Here is a 20,063-nt window from a genome sequence, read left to right as displayed (position 1 = left end):
CCACTATGAAACAATACCACGATTTACTAAAGCACGTACTCGAAAACGGTAACCAAAAAGGAGACCGTACAGGAACTGGAACATTGAGCGTTTTTGGATATCAAATGCGTTTTGACCTCAGCAAAGGTTTTCCCATGGTAACGACCAAAAAGTTACACTTAAAGTCCATTGTTTATGAGTTGCTTTGGTTCTTGAAAGGAGATACAAATATTAAATACCTTCAAGAAAACGGCGTGCGTATCTGGAATGAATGGGCAAATGAAAATGGTGATTTAGGCCCTGTTTATGGTCATCAATGGCGTAATTGGAACAATGATGAGATTGATCAAATTAAAGATGTTATTCAATCTTTAAAAAACAATCCTAATAGCAGACGTATGTTGGTTTCCGCATGGAACCCAAGTGTACTTCCGGATACTTCAAAATCGTTTTCTGAAAATGTGGCCAATGGCAAAGCGGCACTTCCTCCCTGCCATGCCTTTTTTCAGTTTTATGTTGCAGATGGCAAGCTTTCATGTCAACTTTACCAACGTAGTGCAGACATCTTTCTAGGCGTACCGTTTAACATTGCTTCTTACGCACTATTTACAATGATGATGGCACAAGTGTGCGGTTATGAAGCAGGTGAATTTATTCACACTTTTGGTGACGCCCACATCTACAACAACCATATGGAGCAGGTAGAATTGCAATTGAGTCGCGAACCTAGGCCTTTACCGAAAATGGTCATCAACCCGGAAATAAAAGACATTTTCGACTTTAAGTTTGAAGATTTCAGCCTGGAGGATTACGACCCTCACCCACATATTAAGGGTGCCGTTGCCGTTTAGCGTTCACCAAAAATACTATTGAGCTCATGGCGTACATTCTATAATCCTTATATTTATAGAATATAAAAATTGCTATGACCTCAACCGATTCTCTCGTTGATTTTTTTTTAGAGACGCGCCTGCACACAGAAAATATTTGCACGCCTCTAGAAATTGAAGACTACGTGGTTCAACCCATTGTAGATGTTTCCCCTCCTAAATGGCACCTAGGACACACAACTTGGTTTTTTGAAGAGTTTATTTTAAAACCTCATTTTAAGGGCTATACCCTTTTTGATGAGGATTTTTCCTTTGTATTCAATAGTTACTATGAAACCGTAGGCAAACGTGTAGTGCGTTCCGATCGGGGCAATCTATCGCGCCCCTCTGTAGACAGTGTCTATGCCTATCGCACGTACGTAACGGAAGGGATAAAAAACCTATTTAGCACATCACAAAGTCAAGAACTAGATGACCTGTTGGAAATAGGTATACATCATGAAAAGCAGCATCAAGAGTTGTTATTAACGGATATTAAGTTTATTCTGGGCAACAACCCGCTATTACCCGTTTATTCAAATAACTTTAAAGAGCATCCACATGAAAATGAACCACAAGAGTGGATTTCTATAGATGAAGGTATTTACGAAATAGGCCATAACTCTAGCACTTTTTGCTATGACAATGAATTGGGAAGGCATAAAGTATACCTACACCCGTTTCAGGTATCAAAAAATCTTATTACCAATCAAGAATATATTGCATTTATTGAAGCCGGAGGTTATAAGAAATTTGACCTTTGGCATGCGGAAGGTTGGGATTGGATAAACCAAAATAACATTTCCGCACCTTTATACTGGCACAATATTGACGAACTTTGGCATAATTATACGCTAAACGGGCTTCAGGAAATTACACCCAATGCCCCGGTTACCCACATTTCATATTTTGAGGCATTCGCTTTTGCACAATGGAAAGGCTGCCGTCTTGCTACGGAATTTGAATGGGAAGCGGCTCAATCACTCTTTAATTGGGGAAAGCGATGGGAATGGACGGAAAGCGCTTATCTCCCCTACCCCAATTATAAAAAAGCTGATGGCGCCCTAGGTGAATACAACGGTAAATTTATGGTGAATCAGAAAGTTTTACGTGGTGGTTCCGTTGCCACACCCGTACATCATACCAGACCCACATACCGTAACTTTTTTCAGACCCAACTAAGATGGCAATATACCGGTTTAAGGCTGGCCAAATAATTTTTTAGACAACACAGTATAGTATTTAGAACTTTTCCGACCTAAGAGGCATGCATAAACCAACCCAAATACTTTTTGAGACCCAATTTGAAGAAGATGTCCATACCGGGCTAACGGATTTCCCCAAACATTTATCGTCCAAATATTTCTATGACGAGAAGGGAGACAAACTTTTTCAGGATATCATGAATATGCCAGAGTATTACCTTACTCAGAAAGAGTTTGATATTCTTGCGAATCACACCCAAGAAATAGCCGAGCTTTTTGCTTCGGGAATCCCTAAATTTAAACTTATAGAGTTGGGTGCCGGAGATGGCAAAAAGACTAAAATCCTATTAAAACACCTTTCAGAAAATAACTACGATTTCAAATACCAACCTATTGACATAAGTCAAAACGTACTTAATGGCTTGGAACAATCCCTTAAAAAAGAGCTGCCCAATGTGGTTGTAGAACCCCAACAAGGCACCTATTTTGAGGCATTGAAAAAAATAAACTCCAAAAACGGTACTAAGAAAGTAATTCTCTTCTTAGGTTCTAACCTTGGAAACCTCTTGCACGAGCAAGCTATAGACTTTCTCAAAAGTGTTCAAGAGCTTATGCAAAAGGATGATTTGTTCTTTATTGGGTTTGACATGAAAAAAAACCCACAGACCATTCTAGACGCTTACAATGATCAAGCCGGAATAACTGCAGCATTCAATAAAAACGTATTGGCCAGGATCAATACAGAACTTGGCGGCAATTTTGATTTGGACAAGTTTCTACACTGGGAAGTATATGACCCGGAAACCGGAACGGCAAAGAGTTACTTGGTAGCCAAAGAAGCCCAATCTGTAAGTATTGAAAAGTTAGACGTACTAATTGATTTTGAACAGTGGGAAACAATACATACAGAAATTTCCCAAAAGTATGACGACAAGGTGGTTGCTTGGCTAGCCAAAGAAGCGGGTCTAAAAATAGAAACAGAGTTTTGTGATGCCGAAAACCATTACAAAAATTTCGTGCTAAGAAAAAAGTAAGCTCAACACCTTCTAACTTTAATTATTTATCTGCCGTTTAAAGGAATGGCATAAATGCATTTGATATGAAAGCAATTTGGAACAATACCGTAATAGCGGAAAGTGATGAAACAGTTGTTGTAGAAAACAACCATTATTTTCCTGCGGAAAGTATTAAAAAAGAATACTTCAAAACAAGTGAAACACATACTACTTGCCCATGGAAAGGTCAGGCACATTACTATACCCTAATGGTTGATGGCAAGGAAAATCCTGATGCAGCATGGTACTACCCAGAAGTTAGCCCATTGGCCAAAGGTATCAAAGGCCGAGTTGCTTTCTGGAAGGGAGTTACCGTTGAAGCATAGAGACAAATAGATAATTAGCACAACCGCTTCTACACAAGCTTGTGCAATTGCTCCAAAGTAAAAAAAGCCGGGACATAAACATGTTCCGGCTTTCTATATATTTCTAACGAATGAATTATAAATCCAGAACGGCGTTTTCACCACCAGCGTAATCGTTCCACTGGTAACGATCAGCTTCCGCTTCGTTTACATAGTTACCGTCTATGATATATTTAAACTCAAAAGAAGTCTCTTTAGGAAGTTCTAAAGTACCTTTGAAATTTCCGTTTTTCAACTTCTTCAATGAACTTGCTTTGTTTGCTTTCCAGTTATTGAAATCACCAACAACAGCCACTTTTGATGCTTCCTCTGCAGGAACCGTAAAAGTAACTTTACAAACGGGTTTTGTTTTTAGATACTGTTTTGAAATTGCCATTATGTATTATTTTAAATTGATTTTTTAGTTTCTAAATCAAGAGCAAAACTAACATATTAAAATGCTCATATACAATGATTAACGCATTTTTATCATTTTCGCAATATTTACATAACAAATAGTAATTGGATGCAAAATATTGTCATCCTTTTCTCTACATTGTAATCGTCTATATAGCTGTTTTTAAGATTTTTACAACTTCATCGATATCTTCTTCACTATTGTAAAAATGAAAACTAAGCCTAATACCGTTTCCGCGTTGCGAACAGATGACACCTTTGTCCGTTAATTTTTGAAAAAGAGCATCATTTCCTTCTATATTAAATATAGTACTATGATTGTCTCTACCTAGTATTGACTTGGGCAACAATCCTAGTTCGCCAAATTCATTTTTTGCTTTTTTAGAAAGCAATTTTAACTGATTTTCTATAGCATCCTTACCCAAGGCACTCAAATACTCTAAGGAAAACTTTAAACTCCCAAAGTTTAACGTATCTAAATGTCCCGGCTCAAACCTATTGGCAAATGGAATGCTATCTCTTGCACCTAGGTCATGCCCCGAAGCATTGTAACCTATTGTTCGTACAGCAAACGTTTCTTCCAATCCATCCTTGAACAGCATAAAACCGTTTCCATAACCGGACAATAACCATTTATATGCACTTGCTCCTAGAACATCCAAAGGCGAACTATCAAAATCAATGTTTGACGTGCCACAAAACTGCGTGCCATCAGCAATTATTTTCAATTTAGGAAATTTCTGCTTAATTTTTGTAAGAAAATCTAAATTTATATGAATTCCGTTGGTCCATTGCACTAAGCTTAAAGCCAATACGGTAATTTTATCCTTCTCGATCTGATTCAAAATAGTGGCTTCCAAATCTTCGTTCAAAGGAACATAGGATACATCAAAACCACGGTATTCAAAAGGCCAATTTACCGATGGATAATCATCTTCAACCAATAATATCTTATGGCTCCTGTCCAGTCCTTCCAAAAGCATATTCAACCCTAGCGTAAAATTTTGGACCAATGCTGTATTCTCCTTTTTAGCTCCAAAAAAATTGGCTACCGTTTCGCGCGTTTCAGAAATTAACTTAGCGGCTACCTCATTTCTAAAATTGCTTCCGCCTATTAAATAATCCAGATCATGTTCCTGGCGCCACTCCATTAAATCATCATTAAGTAATCCTGAAGAAGCGGTGTTAGCATAGATATACTGACTTAAAACGGGAAAGTGTTTTCTGGTATTTTTCATCTTGTATTCGCTGTGTCGGCAATTGCCTTATCTTTGTAATCTAAAGATAACTATTCGTATGTTCTCTAAAAATAAAAACCGCTCCGAAGTAGATCTTGAGCAACACGAAATGCTTGAGAACGCTCAAACCCGCATAAAACAAAAGAAACGGCTCTACGTTCATTTTGTCATTTTTCTAATTGGCAGTGTCTTTTTAATTCTAATAAATAAGATTTTAAAATACGGCGAGACCTATGACTGGTTTATTTGGGGCATTACCTTTTGGGCCTTTTTATTTGTCATACATGCTTTTAATGTTTTTATTACCCAAAAATTTATGGGCAAGGATTGGGAACGTACCCAACGTGAAAAACTGGTAGCCAAACAAAAAAAGCGCATTGCCGAAATACAAAAGGAAATAGAGACCGATTTTCCGCTATCCAAAATCAATAAAAAAATTGAACCATGAAAACTGTAGCAATGATAGCGGCGGCCGCCGAGGACAATGCTCTAGGAAAAGACAATGACCTCCTATGGCATTTACCGGACGACTTTAAGAGGTTTAAAAAACTAACTTCCGGGCACAGCATTATTATGGGAAGAAAAACGTACGAAAGCTTTCCCAAGCCCCTTCCCAACCGTAAACATATCATCATAACCAGGGATAAAAACTATACCGTAGACTATGATACTTGTGTTGTTGTGTATTCTTTAACCGAAGCATTGCAGCTTGTAAAGGACCAGCCCTTATCGTTTATAATTGGAGGAGGAGAAATCTACAAGCTTGGAATGGAACAAGCTAACAAAATTGAACTTACCCGCGTACATGGCACTTTTGAAGATGCCGACACTTTTTTTCCGGAAATTGATGGGTCCGTTTGGGAACTTGCAACCGAGCAATACCATCCGGCAGATGAGAAACACAAATACGCATTTACGTATCTTACCTACTTAAAAATCTAATTTTTCAACTAAAAAATCTGCCGTAACATCCTCCACAAAACGCTTTAGAACGTCAGGAGCTACGTTAGTATAAAGTCTATGTCTTGCCAGCTCATTTGATGCATTGAGCGCATCGTTCTTTTGGAGCACGGCCCGTACCTGTCTTGCTACTGCTTCTCCGGAATCAATAATCTTTACATGAGCGGGCAATAGACTTTTTAGAACAGGTATTAGGTATGGATAATGGGTACAGCCCAAAACCAGATGGTCCATGCCTTGTTCAAGCATAGGGCCCACATATTTATTTAAAAGTTCCTTGGTTTCCTTAGCTTCTACTTTGCCGCTTTCTATTAACGGCACCAAACCGGTTCCTTCTTGTTCTATAATCCTAATTCCGGCAGCATGGTTAATAGATGTGCTATGAAAAAGACTACTGGATAGCGTTCCTTTTGTAGCCAATACACCCACAGTCTTAGATTCCGATTGTAAGGCCGCAGGCTTTATTGCCGGCTCTATACCTATAAAAGGAACTTTGTAATGCGCCCTTAAATACGAAATAGCATTGGTAGTGGCCGTATTACAGGCAACCACAATAATCTTACAGCCTTTATCCAGAAGAAACTCTGTATTCTTTATACTTAGCTGAAGAATCTCTTCCTGTGATTTCTCACCGTAAGGTGCATTTTTACTATCTGCCAAATACAGGGTATTCTCATTAGGTAAGAGTTTCTGAATTTCTTTCCAAATGGAAGTTCCTCCAACCCCTGAATCAAAAACACCAATTGGCCTATTGTTCATATGCTTTCTAATTATTCCAACACTTCTACTATTGGGCTTCCTGTAGCTCCGTTAGGAAACGCTATCCCTAATAAGCTAGCTACTGTTGGAGCAATATCATCTATTTCGGTTCGCTCTACCGTACTCCCATGTTTAATTCCCGCACCGTAAAAAAGTAAGGGTACATGCGTATCATAAATTTGTGGCGAACCATGGGTAGAACCTGTTTTTGGGTAAGAAATTGTACCCGGAGACAATACGACCAAAACATCACCAGAACGTTTTTGGTTATACCCATTTTGAAGAATATAAGGTATACCATGAGTGTAATCATTCTGCCACATTTGGTAGGCCGTATAGGTACGATCAATCCCTTTATAATTCAACAATTCTTTTGCTATATTTTCCTGAACTTCCTGTACGCTCAAATCCAGATTCTTAATAATACTATTGTCTAAAAAGTATTGGTTGTTAGAAAAGTCCTTTACAATATCAGTTGTTCCATAATTGAACTCCAAAAATTGATTGAAATTTGTTTTTATCTCGTCCCAAACAACATAATCTGCCGGTATTCTCTGATCCTTTAAATATGCCGGAACTTCAATTGCGGCATGATCTGCGGTTAGAAATACGGTATATTCTCCTTTACCCACTTTGCGATCTAATTCCTTAAAAAGACGTTCTAAATCTTGATCAAGTCTTACATACGTATCCTGTATTTCTTTTGAGTTGACACCAAACTTATGACCTACGTAATCCGTACTTGAAAAACTAACGGCCAAGAAATCTGTAATATCATCTTTCCCCAGCTGCTCTTCCTCAAGGGCGGCTACGGCAAAATCAGTAGTTATACTATTACCAAAAGGTGTTGCTTTAAGCAGCTCATACTTACCATTCTCATCCCATAGCGCAGGTAAATCATGAGGAAAAACCGAAGTCTTCTCACCTTTAAACAATCCTTCATAAGCATTATAGTCCGTACCGCTTTCAACATACTCCGAAATCTTCTTTAACGTTTTCCATGGCTTCTTGTAAGCATCTACGGATTTATCAGCATTAAACTTCTCCACCCAAACAGGTAACTTATCCATATAAAAAGAACTTGTAATCCAAGCGCCATCGCTAAACCAATACGCCGCATTAGCCGTATGCCCACCTGGAAGAACAGCACCTCTATCTTTTAAGGCAATGGCTATAGTCTTTCCTCGCATTTGCGTATGCAAGCGAAGTTCATCTGTAATTGTGGTAACGGTCATTCTATGGGGAGACATTTTTCCGGCATCAGAAGTAGTACCAACTGAATTATAGGCCGGATCACCCGCACAATATACATCGGTATCCGATTCTTTATCGTACCAGTTATTGCCAATTATGCCATGCATAGCCGGTGTTGTACCTGTATATACAGAAGTATGCCCAGGTCCTGTACTCGTGGGAGCATAGTTATAATGATTGTTCTTACAATTGAAACCTTCATTTACCAAGCGTTTAAATCCATCATCACCATAATGGTCCCAAAAACGGGTAATATAATCATAGCGCATTTGATCCACAATAATACCCACCACAAGCTTTGGGTCTGTTTTCAATTGAGCATCAGTTTGTTCTTTTGATTTTTTTTGACCGAATGACGTAAGCGGTAAAAAAGTAATGGTACAAATAGTAAAAAATAAGACGGTAAAATTCTTGGACATAGTTGTTTTATTGAGATAGCAAAAGTAAATAAATTCCCCTTTTAAAGTTTAAATGGAGGTTAAATGAAATCGTTTATTGTTATTTTTGTTAGGATATACCTATTTTCATCACATGAACTACCTAAGATCGATTGGCAGATATGCCATTATGATAAAAGAGGTCTTTAAGAAACCTACAAAATGGCGCATTATGAAGTCGCTCATTTTGAAAGAAGTAGACGAATTGATCTTCGGTTCTTTGGGTATCTTAATTTTCATTTCTTTTTTCATGGGAGCTGTTGTTGCCATACAGACGGCATTGAACATTACCAGTGAACTTATACCAAAAAACCTGGTGGGCTTTGCAACTAGGCAATCCATTATTCTTGAGTTTGCCCCTACCTTTTGCTCAATTATCATGGCAGGAAAAGTAGGGTCCTATATCACATCCAGCATTGGTACTATGCGAGTAACAGAGCAAATAGATGCGCTAGAGGTCATGGGAGTAAACGCCCTTAATTATCTGGTTTTCCCAAAAATTATAGCACTTTGCCTTTACCCGTTCATTATCTCAATTGCTATGTATGTTGGGATTTTTGGAGGTTGGATGGCGGCCGTATTTGGAGGATTTAGCACCAGTGCAGATTTTATAGAAGGTGTTCAATTAGATTTTATTCCTTTTCACGTAACCTATGCCTTTCTCAAAACATTGGTATTTGCTTTTGTTTTAGCTACGGTACCTTCCTATCATGGTTTTTACATGACTGGTGGAGCTTTAGAAGTAGGAAAGGCCAGTACCACCTCGTTTGTTTGGACGAGTGTGGTAATAATCATTGCTAACTATATACTCACCCAACTCTTATTAGGCCAATGATAGAAGTAAACGACATACACAAATCTTTTGATGGCACCCATATTCTTAAAGGGGTGACCACTAGTTTTCAAAAAGGAAAGACCAATTTAATAATTGGACAAAGTGGCTCCGGTAAGACCGTTTTCTTAAAGTGCTTGTTAGGACTTTTTACTCCGGAGGAAGGCACGATTAGTTATAACGGTCAAATCTATACGGAACTTACCGATGAACAAAAGAGAGACCTACGCCAAGAAATGGGCATGGTATTCCAAGGAAGCGCCCTGTTTGATTCTATGACCGTAGAAGGCAATGTGAAATTTCCGTTGGAAATGTTTACAAAACAGTCCAAATCCGAAATGCAGGACAGAGCGGATTTTGTACTAAAGAGAGTCAATCTGGTAGATGCGCATCATAAATATCCTTCCGAAATTTCCGGGGGAATGCAGAAAAGGGTAGCTATTGCCCGCGCCATTGTTATGAACCCTAAATATCTTTTCTGCGACGAACCCAATTCTGGACTTGACCCAAAAACCGCTATTGTCATAGACAACTTGATCAAGGAAATTACGGAGGAGTATGACATTACCACTATTATCAATACCCACGATATGAACTCGGTAATGGAAATAGGAGAAAAAATTCTTTTTCTTAAAGATGGTTTAAAGGCTTGGGAAGGCACCAACAAGGAAATATTTAAAACCGATAACGAAACGGTTACCGATTTTGTTTATTCTTCCGACCTCTTTAAGAAAGTGCGCCAGATGTATATAGAAGAGCGTAACTAAATCTACAATCCTATTTAGCAGTTCCTCGCAGCTGTATGGTGGTATCCTTCAATCGTACTTTTAACCACTCATGAACCCGTTTGTTCTCCGATGCAATTTTAGTATTGCTCAGCCCTTCTTTCCATTTTACTTCAAAGATTGATAGGGTATCTGTTTTACTGAAATCCGTAATAACGGCATTATCATACTGCAAAGAAACCAAATTCTCATAGTTGGCTTTTGCCTCGGCACTTATATCCTGAAAAGGAATTTGCTTTCTACTAGATGCATCCTTTTGCAAGCGAGTGACCTCAGACTCTAAAAACGCAATTTTCTCCGCTTTACTAGACAATTGGTTTTTCTGGGACTCGTACAGTTCATTAATATATTTCAACTGATCTACTTGATCATTTTGAGACCCTTGAATAATATGAAGCTCGGTATTCGTAAGCCGCTTATAATCCTCATCTTCTTTTAGCATAGTATTCCATGAAGAAATTATATTGGCCGGAATAACCTCATTACCCATACAAACGATCTCAATTACCGGCTGTTTACCTTCATTATATTCAATACTCGTAAAATTATCCAGATACCTTCCTCCGCTTGTAAATTGGTATTTTCCAATGGTCTCACTAACAAATTCATTGGCCTGTTTTTTAAACATGGACTCCTGAAACACCTTATAGAACGTCCATCCCGCAGGTATCATAACCAATAAAGCCACAATAGAAGCTATACGCGCTATACGTCTTCTTTTGGCGGAATTCACATAACGCACCATAGGAAACTTTAAAAGCTTTATGGTCAAGAAAGTCGCCAAGGCTATGAAAATGGTATTTATGATAAATAAATACATGGCCCCAAAAGCGTAACCCGGATTACCTATGGCCAGACCAAAGCCTACCGTACATAAAGGCGGCATTAAAGCCGTAGCAATGGCAACACCAAAAATAACACTAGCAATAGTTCCTTTTTTAGCCCTTGCAATTACCAATGCCAAACCACCAAAAAAGGCTATAAGAACATCCCTAATATCCGGAGCCGTACGTGCCAACAACTCAGAAGACTCATCTTGAATTGGAAAGAATTCAAAAAACAGATAAGCCGTTAACACACTAAGAACCACCATTACGGCAAAATTCTTTAATGATCGCCTTAGTGTGTCAATATCATTAATGGCCAAAGACATACCCAGACCCAAAATAGGCCCCATAAGCGGTGATATTAACATGGCACCAATAACTACCGCTGTAGAGTTTGCATTAAGACCAATAGAAGCAATAAAGATAGAACAGATCAAAATCCATGAGGTATGCCCTTTAAAGGGTATATCTGCAATTATAGCTTCCTTCGTAGCTTCTTGATCCGTATTTTCACGAATATCCAATAATTCACGCATAAACCTCCGCAGGCTTTCCCACAGACCTTTTGCATCTTTCCTTACGGCCTCTTCGCTCTCCTTTGGAGCCTCTGTTGGCGTGATATTATCTTGATTCAGTTTATCGCTCATGTATTAGAATTAGGCATATTCGTCGCCATATTTATCCTTAACGGCACCCAACACCTTTTTAATATCCTGTTCTTTAGTTTTCGGGTATATTAAAAGTACTTCTTTTTTGTCTACGATGATATAGTCATTAAGACCATCTACCACAACAATTTTATCTTTTGGGGATCTGATCATATTGCCGGATGCATCAGTAGTTACCACCTTGCTGTTTACAATGGCGTTATTATCATCATCCTTGTCCAATTTATCATATAGAGAGCCCCAAGTACCCAAATCGTTCCAGTCAAAAGTAGCCGGTAGTACAAATATGGATTTTGAATTTTCCAAAATGGCGTAATCTATAGAGATGTTTTCTGCTTTTGGATAGTTCTCTTTTATAAACTCTTTTTCTTCGCCAGTATTGTAACAAGACATCCCGGATTCAAAAAGTGAATACTGTTCAGGTTGATAGTTTTTGAACGCATTTACAATGGTCTTCACGCTCCACATAAAAATTCCCGCATTCCAAAGAAAATTTCCTTGGGCCAAAAATTCCTTTGCCGTTTCGTAATCAGGTTTTTCACGGAACTGATTTACCTTCTTTAAGCCTTCCGGACTTTCCTTTTCAAATTCTATATAACCAAAGCCTGTATTAGGAAACGATGGTTTAATACCTAAAGTACAAAGTACGTCTTCCTTCTCACATTTATCAAAACAGGTGGTTACATCTTTGGCAAAGGCATCTTCATCTTCAATCCAATGATCACTGGGCGCTACGATCATTACACCGTTCTCGTTCATTTTTTGAATCTTTAAAGCTGCGTACAGAATACAAGGAGCTGTATTTCTCATAGCAGGTTCAAGCACTACTTGATCCTGTTTAACCAAAGGTAGCTGCTCCAAAACCAAATCATTATAGCGATCATTGGTCAGGATGAGAATATTTTCGGTAGGAACAAACTTGTTCAGACGCTTAAAAGTTTTTTGAATTAAGGTGTCTCCCGTACCCAACATGTCATGAAATTGCTTTGGATAAGAAGATGTACTGATTGGCCAAAACCTTGAACCGACACCACCGGCCATTAGAACTGCGTAATAATTGTTGTTTTTCATTTCTTGATTGCTATGAAAGCGGAAGTAACAAAATCTTTCGCTTATTTATAAATAGTTAGTTATTTTTCACGTAATTTCTTACAATTTTAATCAAAAACCAATTCCACTTCTGCATTAGGTTGAAAAAGATACATTCGCCCTGTAGCCACCTCTATACATTCATATCGCTTAACGCGTCTATTCCCTTTTTTGTACAATTTACCATTATGTATGCGAAAAATACTACCTAAGGGCACCTCAAAAACGTAGGTCCTATCCGTTTTTTGCTCGTCAAAATGTTTTAATGCTATGGACAGCCTTGCGTCCGTACTACTACTTGCCTTTGGATTTTTAAAATGATTTGCTAGAAGAGGTAGTAATTGGGTAGGAAAAATTTCGGGCCTTATAAACGGTAACATTAAATATTGAAAAATGCGTTTCCACTCCGTACCATGTGGTTTTATAGTCCTGCCGTATTTTTCAAAAGCCACTAAGTGGGCAATTTCATGTATAAGCGTAATCAAAAATCGATATTTATTGAGATTGGCATTTACTGTTATCTGATGCTTTCCATTGGGCATCCGCCGGTAATCCCCATGGCGGGTAACCCGTTCGTTAACAATCTTTAAGTGAACGCCTGTCTTCTGAATCAACTCCAAACAGGATTCTATAGCCCTTTCGGGAAGATATTTTTGTAACACATTATCCACTGCGAACAAAAATAAGTTAACTCAACCAATAAATGAAGTTATCTATTATTAAGCCTATGTCAAAAAATAACGCCTATTCACAAGAACGACCCTATGTAAGGAAAAACCAAAAGTTTAGGGCGTACTATTACTGACCTGAAGTAGTTTTCCGTTATACAGCTGATGGCCTTCTAAAGCAAAGTTCTTAATGTATTTGGCCATTTGCAAAGCTGTTGTAGGCGCTTCATACCCTGGAAAAGCCTCTTGTAGCATTTCAGTCTGGACTGCGCCCAACGCCAACACATTAAATGAAGGACCGGTTTCCTTAAATTCTTCGGCCCACAATTCGGTTAGAGTGATTACCGCCCCCTTACTGGAACTATATGCAGATAAACCCGGAAACTTAACACTGCCCTGCACACCCCCCATAGAACTAATGGTAAGCACATGGCCGTCTTTAGGCATTCTTGGTAGAATTTTCCTTGTCATTTCCGCTACTCCAAATACATTTACTTTGTAAACAGCCTCAAACTCCTCGGCTTCGGTTTCAAGAAAAGGTTTGTTCAACAACTTTCCCGCATTATTTATAAGTACGTCTACCGTTTCAAAGTTTTCAGCTAAAAAATCCTCCATCTTTTTAAAATCGGATGGATTACCCAAATCAAAGGAGAAACTAAAAATATTTTCATGAGCCAAATCGGAAATTGGCTTATCATTTCGGGATAGAGCCAAAACTTTGTGCCCCTCATCAGCAAACAATTTGGCCAGTTCAAAACCTATACCCCTACTAGACCCCGTTATTACGATATTTGCCATTAGTTGTACTTAATTTCTTTTGTTGGTGCGTTAACGATACCCTCTACAACCGGAATACTCTTATTTATTAAGTTAGCCATGTGACCGAAGTCCATTTCAGAAAGTTCATCTCCCACTTTGTGGTAATGGTTAAAGTTCGTAAAATCAAACGTACTGAAAGTCTGTGAAGGCACCCCAAAGGCTTCATGAAACGGATAATTATCCGATCGCTTAAAAAGGTTGAATTCCTTCGCTTTAGAAAGAAAGCCCGCGTAGGTCTGTTCTGCATAGCTATTAGCTACTTTGGCCATATTGGATTCTTCATACCCCGTTAAGTAAGCCAAGTAATCCTTACCTACCAAGGGCACACCAACCATTTCATAATTGAGCATTGCATACAGGTTCAAATTCTCTTCCTTAAGCTTTTGCGCCAAGTGTTTTGACCCTAACAATCCTTTTTCTTCAGCACTGAAAAGAGCAAAAATTATGCTTCGCTTATTTGTTCTTGATTTTCCAAAATAACGGGCAAGCTCCATCACGGTTGTAGTTCCCGTTGCGTTATCATTTGCACCATTGGCTATGGCATCTCCATTCTCCTCTGCTATAAGTCCTATATGATCGTAATGAGCACCAATTATTACAAACTCATTTTTTAGTTTAGGATCACTGCCTTCAACCACACCAACAACATTAAAAGCGGGTGCATCATAATTAGAAAGATCATCTCTATACGTTTCAAAATAAGGTTTGACGTTATTTTTTGAGAAGCTCTCTTCAATGAACTCAGCGGCTTTTTCAATTCCTTCACTTCCAGTATCCCTACCTTGTAGCTCGTCCGAAGCCAGAAAATTCATGATTGAAGCCACTTTTTCCACGTTTGAAAATTGATTTTGCCCCGCACCTACAATACTTCCTATACCATTTAAATCGTCGGCCTTTTTAGGCACCTCCATTAAGCTGCGGTCAAATTGCACCGCTTCTTCACTTTCTAATGTTACGGATTCATCAATCTTTTGAGAACCGCACGACAAAGCCAATATACTGGCAACAAACAGAAAACTCTTTTTCATAGGTGTTATTTTTAATGGTACAATTTAGAAATAAAAAAAGGCATCTGGAAATAACCAAGATGCCTTTATTATAATAGTTAGCGATCTGTTTAAGCCAGCATGGTTACCGGATTTTCCAAATACGCACGTAGTGTTAACAAAAATTGAGCGCCAGTAGCCCCATCAACCGTTCTATGGTCACACGCCAAAGTTACCTTCATTGTATTACCAACTACAATCTGGCCATCTTTAACCACTGGTTTTTGAACAATGGCTCCAACGGATAAAATTGCGGAGTTAGGTTGATTGATGATTGAAGTAAACTCGGTAATACCGAACATACCCAAGTTAGAAACTGTAAACGTACTACCATCCATCTCGGCTGGAGTCAGTTTTTTGTTTCTCGCACGACCGGCCAAATCCTTAACGGCAGCACCGATCTGAGTTAAACTCAATTGCTCAGTAAATTTCAATACAGGAACAACAAGACCTTCATCTACAGCTACGGCAACACCAACATGTACATGATGGTTATAACGTGTAGTATCTCCGTTCCAAGTAGTATTTACCTGCGGATGCTTCTTCAAGGCCATGGCACATGCTTTCACTACCATATCGTTAAAAGAAACCTTTGTATCAGGCAAATCATTTATCTGTTTTCTAGAAGCCATGGCATTGCTCATGTCTACTTCTATAGTCAAGTAATAGTGAGGTGCGGTAAATTTAGATTCGGACAAACGCTTTGCGATGGTTTTTCGCATTTGCGAATTTTTGACCTCCTCAGAACCTTCTTCACCTACTGGCAGGATTACAGGAGCACTTGCAGGCGCCGCCGCTTGTGAACTAGCCGCTTTTTGCGGAGCTTGTGAAGCTGCAGCAGGAGTATACCCCTCTACATCTTTCTTCACAATTCGCCCGTTATCTCCAGAACCTTTAACATTGGCTAAATCAATACCCTTTTCCTTTGCTATTTTCTTGGCCAAAGGCGATACAAATATACGTTGACCGTCATTTGCAGCCTTGGGAGCTGAAGTATCTTTAGAAGCTTCCTTCTTTGGCTCTTCTTTCTTAGTCTCAGAAGAAGTACTTTCTTTCTTACCCGAAGACGGCTTGGCATTAAGCACAGCATCAACATCCGTACCTGCAGGTCCTATAACCGCCAACACTGCATCAACCGGAGAAGATTCACCCTCTTGAATACCGATATATAATAAGGTACCCGAGTAGAAGGATTCAAATTCCATTGTAGCTTTATCCGTTTCGATTTCAGCTAAAATATCTCCTTCTTCTACCGTATCACCCACTTTTTTCAACCAAGCAGCAACAGTACCTTCTTCCATAGTATCACTAAGGCGAGGCATCTTTACCACTTCTACGCCCTCTGGAACATCTGCAGAAGCAACCTCCTCAGAATCTTCAGAACTTGCAGCTACAGGTTCATTGGATTCTTCCGCCTCTTCTTCGCCAGAAGTATCTGCACTACCGTTTAACAATGATGAGATATCTTCTCCCTCTTCACCTATAATGGCCAAAAGAGAATCTACCGGTGCACCATCTCCTTCTGCAATACCAATATGCAATAAAGTACCTTCATAAAAGGACTCAAATTCCATTGTGGCTTTGTCAGTTTCTATTTCTGCAAGTATATCGCCTTCCTCAACTTTGTCACCAACGTTTTTCAACCATTTGGCTACGGTACCTTCTTCCATGGTATCGCTCAAGCGGGGCATGTTTATTACTTCTGCCATTTACCTAAAATTATTTATGTTGTACAAATGGAAAATCTTCTTGCTCATAGACCATATCGTACAATTGCTGTACTGGCGGATAATCTGATTCGTCTGCGAATTTTTCGCATTCCAACACCAAATCCTTAACTTTTTTGTCTATTGCCTTAATGTCTTCTTCAGATGCGTAATCGTTCTCTTTAATAATATCAAGAACTTGGGTAATAGGATCTATTTTCTGATATTCCTTTACTTCCTCCTTAGTTCTATAATGTTGTGCATCCGACATAGAATGACCTCTATATCTATATGTTTTCATTTCAAGGAAAGTTGGCCCACCTCCAGAGCGTGCTCTTTCTACGGCTTTACTTACCTCTTGAGCAACCGTTACCGGATCCATACCGTCTACAGGACCACAAGGCATCTCGTAACCCAAACCTAGTTTCCAAATTTCAGTAGAATATGATGTTCTCTCTACGGAAGTACCCATAGCATAACCATTGTTTTCACAAATGAATACTACCGGAAGTTGCCAAAGCATTGCCAAGTTCAACGCTTCATGAAAAGAGCCCTGACGTACGGCACCATCACCCATATAACATAAGGTAACGTTATCCCTACCGGCGTACTTATCACCAAAAGCCATACCAGCACCTAATGGAATTTGTCCTCCTACGATACCATGACCACCATGAAAACGGTGTTCTTTTGAGAATATATGCATTGAGCCTCCCATACCTTTGGAAGTACCAGTAACCTTACCATACAATTCTGCCATTACTTGTTTAGGATCAACACCCATACCAATTGGTTGAACGTGATTCCTGTAGGCGGTGATCATACGGTCTTTGGTTAAGTCCATTGCATGCAATGAGCCAGCCAAAACAGCTTCTTGACCATTATACAAGTGTAAAAAACCTCTAACTTTTTGTTGAATGTAGACCTGTGCCAGCTTGTCCTCGAACTTGCGCCAGAACAACATATCTTCATACCATTTCAGATATACTTCTTTGGTAATTTTTTTCATTGATGCTAATAATTTGGATTCGTGGTTACAACACCCTGACCGTTCCTTTTTTATTCACGGAACCAACCAGAAGGGCAAAAATACATATTAAATCAATAGTTGAAAAAAATTGAAGTAAAAGGTTTGTTAGAATTTATCCTTAGGTTGTTCAGAACTGTTACAAAAACGAACTATCAAAGCCCAATGGCAGAATATCCGCCATGGAATTACATTTAAAAATTTTGCCTTTTTCCCCCATCATCAAAAGTGCTATGGGAGTTTTTTGCTTTACTTCATACTCCGAGATAGCCTGCCTACAGTTTCCACAAGGTGCCGCCGGGTTGGTTAACTCGTAATTGATAGAGGTTGCGGTTATGGCTATAGCAGTAATGCCCACACCCGGATATTTTGCCCCAGCGTAGAAAATTGCCACACGCTCAGCACAAAGCCCGGACGGATAAGAAGCGTTTTCTTGATTGTTACCTATAACCACTTCGCCATTTTCCAATAGCACCGCAGCACCAACCTGAAAGCTCGAGTAAGGTGCATAAGCATTTTTTCTTGCTCCAATGGCATCTATCATAAGTTTACCATCCTCTTCCGAAAGCTCCTGAATTGAATCAAAAATGGTCAATTCAAAAGATATATTCTGTTTTTGCATACTTGTTTAATAAGGGCCTAAAATAAGAAAACCTACCGTATGGCAGGTTTTCTTATTATATATTTATACGAATCTTAATCGTTGTAGAACTCATCCCCTAAATTAAAGGTTAAAGAGAAACGAAGAGAATTCTCTACAGGGTTAGTGATTTTAGATGTAGAAAATAGATAGGATAAATCTATTTGAGCGGAATTAAATTTAAAACCTGCACCTAACGTAAAGTATTTTCTAAAACCTTTTACATCACTCTCATTGAAATAACCTGTACGGAACATAAAAGCATCTTGGTATGTATATTCTGCACCTAAAGCCCATGTCATTTCTTTTAGCTCCTCACTAAAACCATCAGGGGCATCTCCAAAAGATTTAAACACACCACTTAAAAATCCAATATTTTGGTACTCGTCGTTATCCGCGGCATCCATATCTCCATCATTATCAAAATCCTGAGGTGTTGGCACTAACAACTTATTGAATTCGGTAGTAAGGCCAATTACATTGTCTTGATCAAGAATAAAATCAAAACCAAAACCAAACTTTAAATTTGTTGGGATGAAGTTATCTTGCCCATTTTCATCATAAGCAATTTTACCTCCTAAGTTTGAAATATTAAAGCCACCTCTCCAGCGGCCGTCAAACCTGTTATAGGCAATTTCCCTAGAACGGTAAAAACCTGCTACATCAACCGCAAAAGTACTTCCCGGCTTAGAATCTACATTATTATCATTTTGGAATTTGAGGTTAGACCTAATATATCTACCCCCTACAGCCATTGAAAAAGTTGGGCTCAATTTTAAAGAATAAGACCCATCAAAAGACAGTTCGTTTGGCTTAACAACCGTTCCTACATCATCAAAAGTTTGCCTAAGCTCAATATCTCCCAAGGTAAAATAGCGAAGACTAACGGCAAAAGCGCTCTGATCATTAATTTTATTGAAATAACTTGCGTTCAAAAGACCAATACCGGAGATGGCATTGCTAAGATAAGGCGTATACCCCATACCAATACCCATTTTACGCTCCGCAAATGCAAACTTTGCAGGGTTCCATTGCTGAGAATATGCGTCGGTTGAAGTGGCCACACCCAAATCACCCATACCTGCCGCTCTGGCATCTGCTGTTATGTTCAAAAAGGGAACTGCAGTGGTAATTACACGATCACCTGCTTCTTGGGCCGATACTTTGCATGCAAACACAAGCAAAATAAGTATTGAAATTTTTTTCATTTTTAATATAGCTAAATTTAGTCGGTCAAATATTACAATATAGTGCTACAAACCAAAAATATATTAGTTGTATTACATGTAAACGGCCTTTTAAGGAATATCTTGCATAGAAAACACAAAATTTTCAAATTTCCGTTTCAAATCAAAAACAGGGCATAAAGTACGCACATCTTTTGTAATTTCGCATTCGCTTAGAAATATTATGACCTTCATACTGTTTTTTGGGCAAAA

At 38.8% G+C, this 20,063-nt stretch carries 21 protein-coding genes; 8 read left to right on the top strand and 13 right to left on the bottom strand.

Features of this window, described 5'->3' with window-relative positions:
* Window positions 1-5 precede the first annotated feature (5 nt).
* The 4 genes from Q4597_RS11945 (at window position 6) to Q4597_RS11930 (ending at window position 3,434) form a co-directional block, all read left to right on the top strand.
* Complete coding sequence (locus Q4597_RS11945) at window positions 6-830, top strand: thymidylate synthase (RefSeq protein ID WP_303406391.1); 825 nt, start codon at window positions 6-8, stop codon at window positions 828-830.
* 74 nt (window positions 831-904) lie between these two features.
* Window positions 905-2,065 (top strand): ergothioneine biosynthesis protein EgtB, encoded by a 1,161-nt coding sequence (gene egtB, locus Q4597_RS11940; protein ID WP_303406390.1) that lies wholly within the window; start codon window positions 905-907, stop codon window positions 2,063-2,065.
* Between the two features lie 50 nt (window positions 2,066-2,115).
* A complete protein-coding gene (gene egtD / locus Q4597_RS11935; RefSeq protein ID WP_303406389.1) occupies window positions 2,116-3,087 on the top strand; it encodes an L-histidine N(alpha)-methyltransferase in 972 nt (323 codons plus the stop codon).
* Between the two features lie 65 nt (window positions 3,088-3,152).
* Window positions 3,153-3,434, top strand: coding sequence for a DUF427 domain-containing protein (locus Q4597_RS11930; protein WP_215441130.1), 282 nt, complete (start codon window positions 3,153-3,155; stop codon window positions 3,432-3,434).
* 115 nt (window positions 3,435-3,549) lie between these two features.
* Here Q4597_RS11930 and Q4597_RS11925 read toward each other — a convergent pair whose 3' ends face one another.
* A complete protein-coding gene (locus tag Q4597_RS11925; protein ID WP_215441129.1) occupies window positions 3,550-3,849 on the bottom strand; it encodes an isoamylase early set domain-containing protein in 300 nt (99 codons plus the stop codon).
* Between the two features lie 169 nt (window positions 3,850-4,018).
* The gene (locus Q4597_RS11920; RefSeq protein ID WP_303406388.1) at window positions 4,019-5,107 is read right to left on the bottom strand and encodes an aminotransferase class V-fold PLP-dependent enzyme; all 1,089 of its coding nucleotides are present in this window, start codon (window positions 5,105-5,107) and stop codon (window positions 4,019-4,021) included.
* A gap of 58 nt (window positions 5,108-5,165) precedes the next feature.
* Between Q4597_RS11920 and Q4597_RS11915 the strand changes: the two genes are divergently transcribed.
* Window positions 5,166-5,555 carry a 2TM domain-containing protein gene (locus Q4597_RS11915; RefSeq protein WP_215441127.1) on the top strand — a complete coding sequence of 130 codons (390 nt, stop codon included), beginning with the start codon at window positions 5,166-5,168 and terminating at the stop codon, window positions 5,553-5,555.
* A complete protein-coding gene (locus Q4597_RS11910) occupies window positions 5,552-6,049 on the top strand; it encodes a dihydrofolate reductase (protein ID WP_303406387.1) in 498 nt (165 codons plus the stop codon). The genes Q4597_RS11915 and Q4597_RS11910 overlap by 4 nt, the downstream gene beginning before the upstream one ends.
* On the opposite strand, the gene murI is transcribed toward Q4597_RS11910, so the two are convergent.
* A complete protein-coding gene (gene murI, locus Q4597_RS11905; RefSeq protein WP_303406386.1) occupies window positions 6,038-6,826 on the bottom strand; it encodes a glutamate racemase in 789 nt (262 codons plus the stop codon). The two genes, Q4597_RS11910 and murI, sit on opposite strands and share 12 nt — an antisense overlap.
* A gap of 11 nt (window positions 6,827-6,837) precedes the next feature.
* Window positions 6,838-8,499, bottom strand: coding sequence for an alkaline phosphatase PafA (gene pafA, locus Q4597_RS11900; RefSeq protein ID WP_303406385.1), 1,662 nt, complete (start codon window positions 8,497-8,499; stop codon window positions 6,838-6,840).
* 112 nt (window positions 8,500-8,611) lie between these two features.
* Here pafA and Q4597_RS11895 point away from each other — a divergent pair, with 112 nt between their 5' ends.
* Both Q4597_RS11895 and Q4597_RS11890 read left to right on the top strand, forming a co-directional pair.
* A complete protein-coding gene (locus Q4597_RS11895; RefSeq protein ID WP_215441120.1) occupies window positions 8,612-9,352 on the top strand; it encodes an ABC transporter permease in 741 nt (246 codons plus the stop codon).
* The gene (locus tag Q4597_RS11890; RefSeq protein WP_215441119.1) at window positions 9,349-10,116 is read left to right on the top strand and encodes an ABC transporter ATP-binding protein; all 768 of its coding nucleotides are present in this window, start codon (window positions 9,349-9,351) and stop codon (window positions 10,114-10,116) included. The genes Q4597_RS11895 and Q4597_RS11890 overlap by 4 nt, the downstream gene beginning before the upstream one ends.
* 10 nt (window positions 10,117-10,126) lie before the next feature.
* On the opposite strand, the gene Q4597_RS11885 is transcribed toward Q4597_RS11890, so the two are convergent.
* From Q4597_RS11885 to porV, 9 genes are all read right to left on the bottom strand, one after another.
* Window positions 10,127-11,608 (bottom strand): DUF389 domain-containing protein, encoded by a 1,482-nt coding sequence (locus tag Q4597_RS11885; RefSeq protein ID WP_303406384.1) that lies wholly within the window; start codon window positions 11,606-11,608, stop codon window positions 10,127-10,129.
* Between the two features lie 9 nt (window positions 11,609-11,617).
* Window positions 11,618-12,700: a mannose-1-phosphate guanylyltransferase gene (locus Q4597_RS11880; RefSeq protein WP_303406383.1), complete on the bottom strand. Its 1,083-nt coding sequence runs from the start codon at window positions 12,698-12,700 to the stop codon at window positions 11,618-11,620.
* An 86-nt stretch (window positions 12,701-12,786) separates the two neighbouring features.
* Window positions 12,787-13,389, bottom strand: a complete 603-nt coding sequence (locus Q4597_RS11875; protein WP_215911893.1) for a SprT-like domain-containing protein — start codon at window positions 13,387-13,389, stop codon at window positions 12,787-12,789.
* Between the two features lie 114 nt (window positions 13,390-13,503).
* Entirely contained in the window at window positions 13,504-14,184 is a 681-nt protein-coding gene (locus Q4597_RS11870; protein ID WP_303406382.1) for an SDR family oxidoreductase, read from the bottom strand.
* Window positions 14,184-15,233 (bottom strand): M20/M25/M40 family metallo-hydrolase, encoded by a 1,050-nt coding sequence (locus Q4597_RS11865; protein WP_303406381.1) that lies wholly within the window; start codon window positions 15,231-15,233, stop codon window positions 14,184-14,186. The genes Q4597_RS11870 and Q4597_RS11865 overlap by 1 nt, the downstream gene beginning before the upstream one ends.
* 89 nt (window positions 15,234-15,322) lie before the next feature.
* A complete protein-coding gene (locus Q4597_RS11860; protein WP_215911867.1) occupies window positions 15,323-16,960 on the bottom strand; it encodes a pyruvate dehydrogenase complex dihydrolipoamide acetyltransferase in 1,638 nt (545 codons plus the stop codon).
* A 10-nt stretch (window positions 16,961-16,970) separates the two neighbouring features.
* Window positions 16,971-17,966: a pyruvate dehydrogenase (acetyl-transferring) E1 component subunit alpha gene (pdhA, locus tag Q4597_RS11855; protein WP_215911868.1), complete on the bottom strand. Its 996-nt coding sequence runs from the start codon at window positions 17,964-17,966 to the stop codon at window positions 16,971-16,973.
* Between the two features lie 157 nt (window positions 17,967-18,123).
* Window positions 18,124-18,606, bottom strand: a complete 483-nt coding sequence (cdd, locus tag Q4597_RS11850; protein WP_215911869.1) for a cytidine deaminase — start codon at window positions 18,604-18,606, stop codon at window positions 18,124-18,126.
* Window positions 18,607-18,680: 74 nt separating this feature from the next.
* Window positions 18,681-19,832 carry a type IX secretion system outer membrane channel protein PorV gene (gene porV / locus Q4597_RS11845; protein ID WP_215441109.1) on the bottom strand — a complete coding sequence of 384 codons (1,152 nt, stop codon included), beginning with the start codon at window positions 19,830-19,832 and terminating at the stop codon, window positions 18,681-18,683.
* Window positions 19,833-20,063 lie beyond the last annotated feature (231 nt).

Source organism: Zobellia sp. 1_MG-2023, assembly GCF_030549125.1.
Classification (GTDB): Bacteria; Bacteroidota; Bacteroidia; order Flavobacteriales; family Flavobacteriaceae; genus Zobellia; species Zobellia russellii.
This window is presented reverse-complemented; position numbering and strand designations above follow the sequence as displayed.

Excerpts from the sequence above, each read along its gene's own strand:
- Q4597_RS11945 (WP_303406391.1), top strand. The coding sequence starts at position 6 with ATGAAACAATACCACGATTTACTAAAGCACGTACTCGAAAACGGTAAC.
- egtB (WP_303406390.1), top strand. The coding sequence starts at position 905 with ATGACCTCAACCGATTCTCTCGTTGATTTTTTTTTAGAGACGCGCCTG.
- egtD (WP_303406389.1), top strand. The coding sequence starts at position 2,116 with ATGCATAAACCAACCCAAATACTTTTTGAGACCCAATTTGAAGAAGAT.
- Q4597_RS11930 (WP_215441130.1), top strand. The coding sequence starts at position 3,153 with ATGAAAGCAATTTGGAACAATACCGTAATAGCGGAAAGTGATGAAACA.
- Q4597_RS11925 (WP_215441129.1), bottom strand. The coding sequence starts at position 3,849 with ATGGCAATTTCAAAACAGTATCTAAAAACAAAACCCGTTTGTAAAGTT.
- Q4597_RS11920 (WP_303406388.1), bottom strand. The coding sequence starts at position 5,107 with ATGAAAAATACCAGAAAACACTTTCCCGTTTTAAGTCAGTATATCTAT.
- Q4597_RS11915 (WP_215441127.1), top strand. The coding sequence starts at position 5,166 with ATGTTCTCTAAAAATAAAAACCGCTCCGAAGTAGATCTTGAGCAACAC.
- Q4597_RS11910 (WP_303406387.1), top strand. The coding sequence starts at position 5,552 with ATGAAAACTGTAGCAATGATAGCGGCGGCCGCCGAGGACAATGCTCTA.
- murI (WP_303406386.1), bottom strand. The coding sequence starts at position 6,826 with ATGAACAATAGGCCAATTGGTGTTTTTGATTCAGGGGTTGGAGGAACT.
- pafA (WP_303406385.1), bottom strand. The coding sequence starts at position 8,499 with ATGTCCAAGAATTTTACCGTCTTATTTTTTACTATTTGTACCATTACT.
- Q4597_RS11895 (WP_215441120.1), top strand. The coding sequence starts at position 8,612 with ATGAACTACCTAAGATCGATTGGCAGATATGCCATTATGATAAAAGAG.
- Q4597_RS11890 (WP_215441119.1), top strand. The coding sequence starts at position 9,349 with ATGATAGAAGTAAACGACATACACAAATCTTTTGATGGCACCCATATT.
- Q4597_RS11885 (WP_303406384.1), bottom strand. The coding sequence starts at position 11,608 with ATGAGCGATAAACTGAATCAAGATAATATCACGCCAACAGAGGCTCCA.
- Q4597_RS11880 (WP_303406383.1), bottom strand. The coding sequence starts at position 12,700 with ATGAAAAACAACAATTATTACGCAGTTCTAATGGCCGGTGGTGTCGGT.
- Q4597_RS11870 (WP_303406382.1), bottom strand. The coding sequence starts at position 14,184 with ATGGCAAATATCGTAATAACGGGGTCTAGTAGGGGTATAGGTTTTGAA.
- Q4597_RS11865 (WP_303406381.1), bottom strand. The coding sequence starts at position 15,233 with ATGAAAAAGAGTTTTCTGTTTGTTGCCAGTATATTGGCTTTGTCGTGC.
- Q4597_RS11860 (WP_215911867.1), bottom strand. The coding sequence starts at position 16,960 with ATGGCAGAAGTAATAAACATGCCCCGCTTGAGCGATACCATGGAAGAA.
- pdhA (WP_215911868.1), bottom strand. The coding sequence starts at position 17,966 with ATGAAAAAAATTACCAAAGAAGTATATCTGAAATGGTATGAAGATATG.
- cdd (WP_215911869.1), bottom strand. The coding sequence starts at position 18,606 with ATGCAAAAACAGAATATATCTTTTGAATTGACCATTTTTGATTCAATT.
- porV (WP_215441109.1), bottom strand. The coding sequence starts at position 19,832 with ATGAAAAAAATTTCAATACTTATTTTGCTTGTGTTTGCATGCAAAGTA.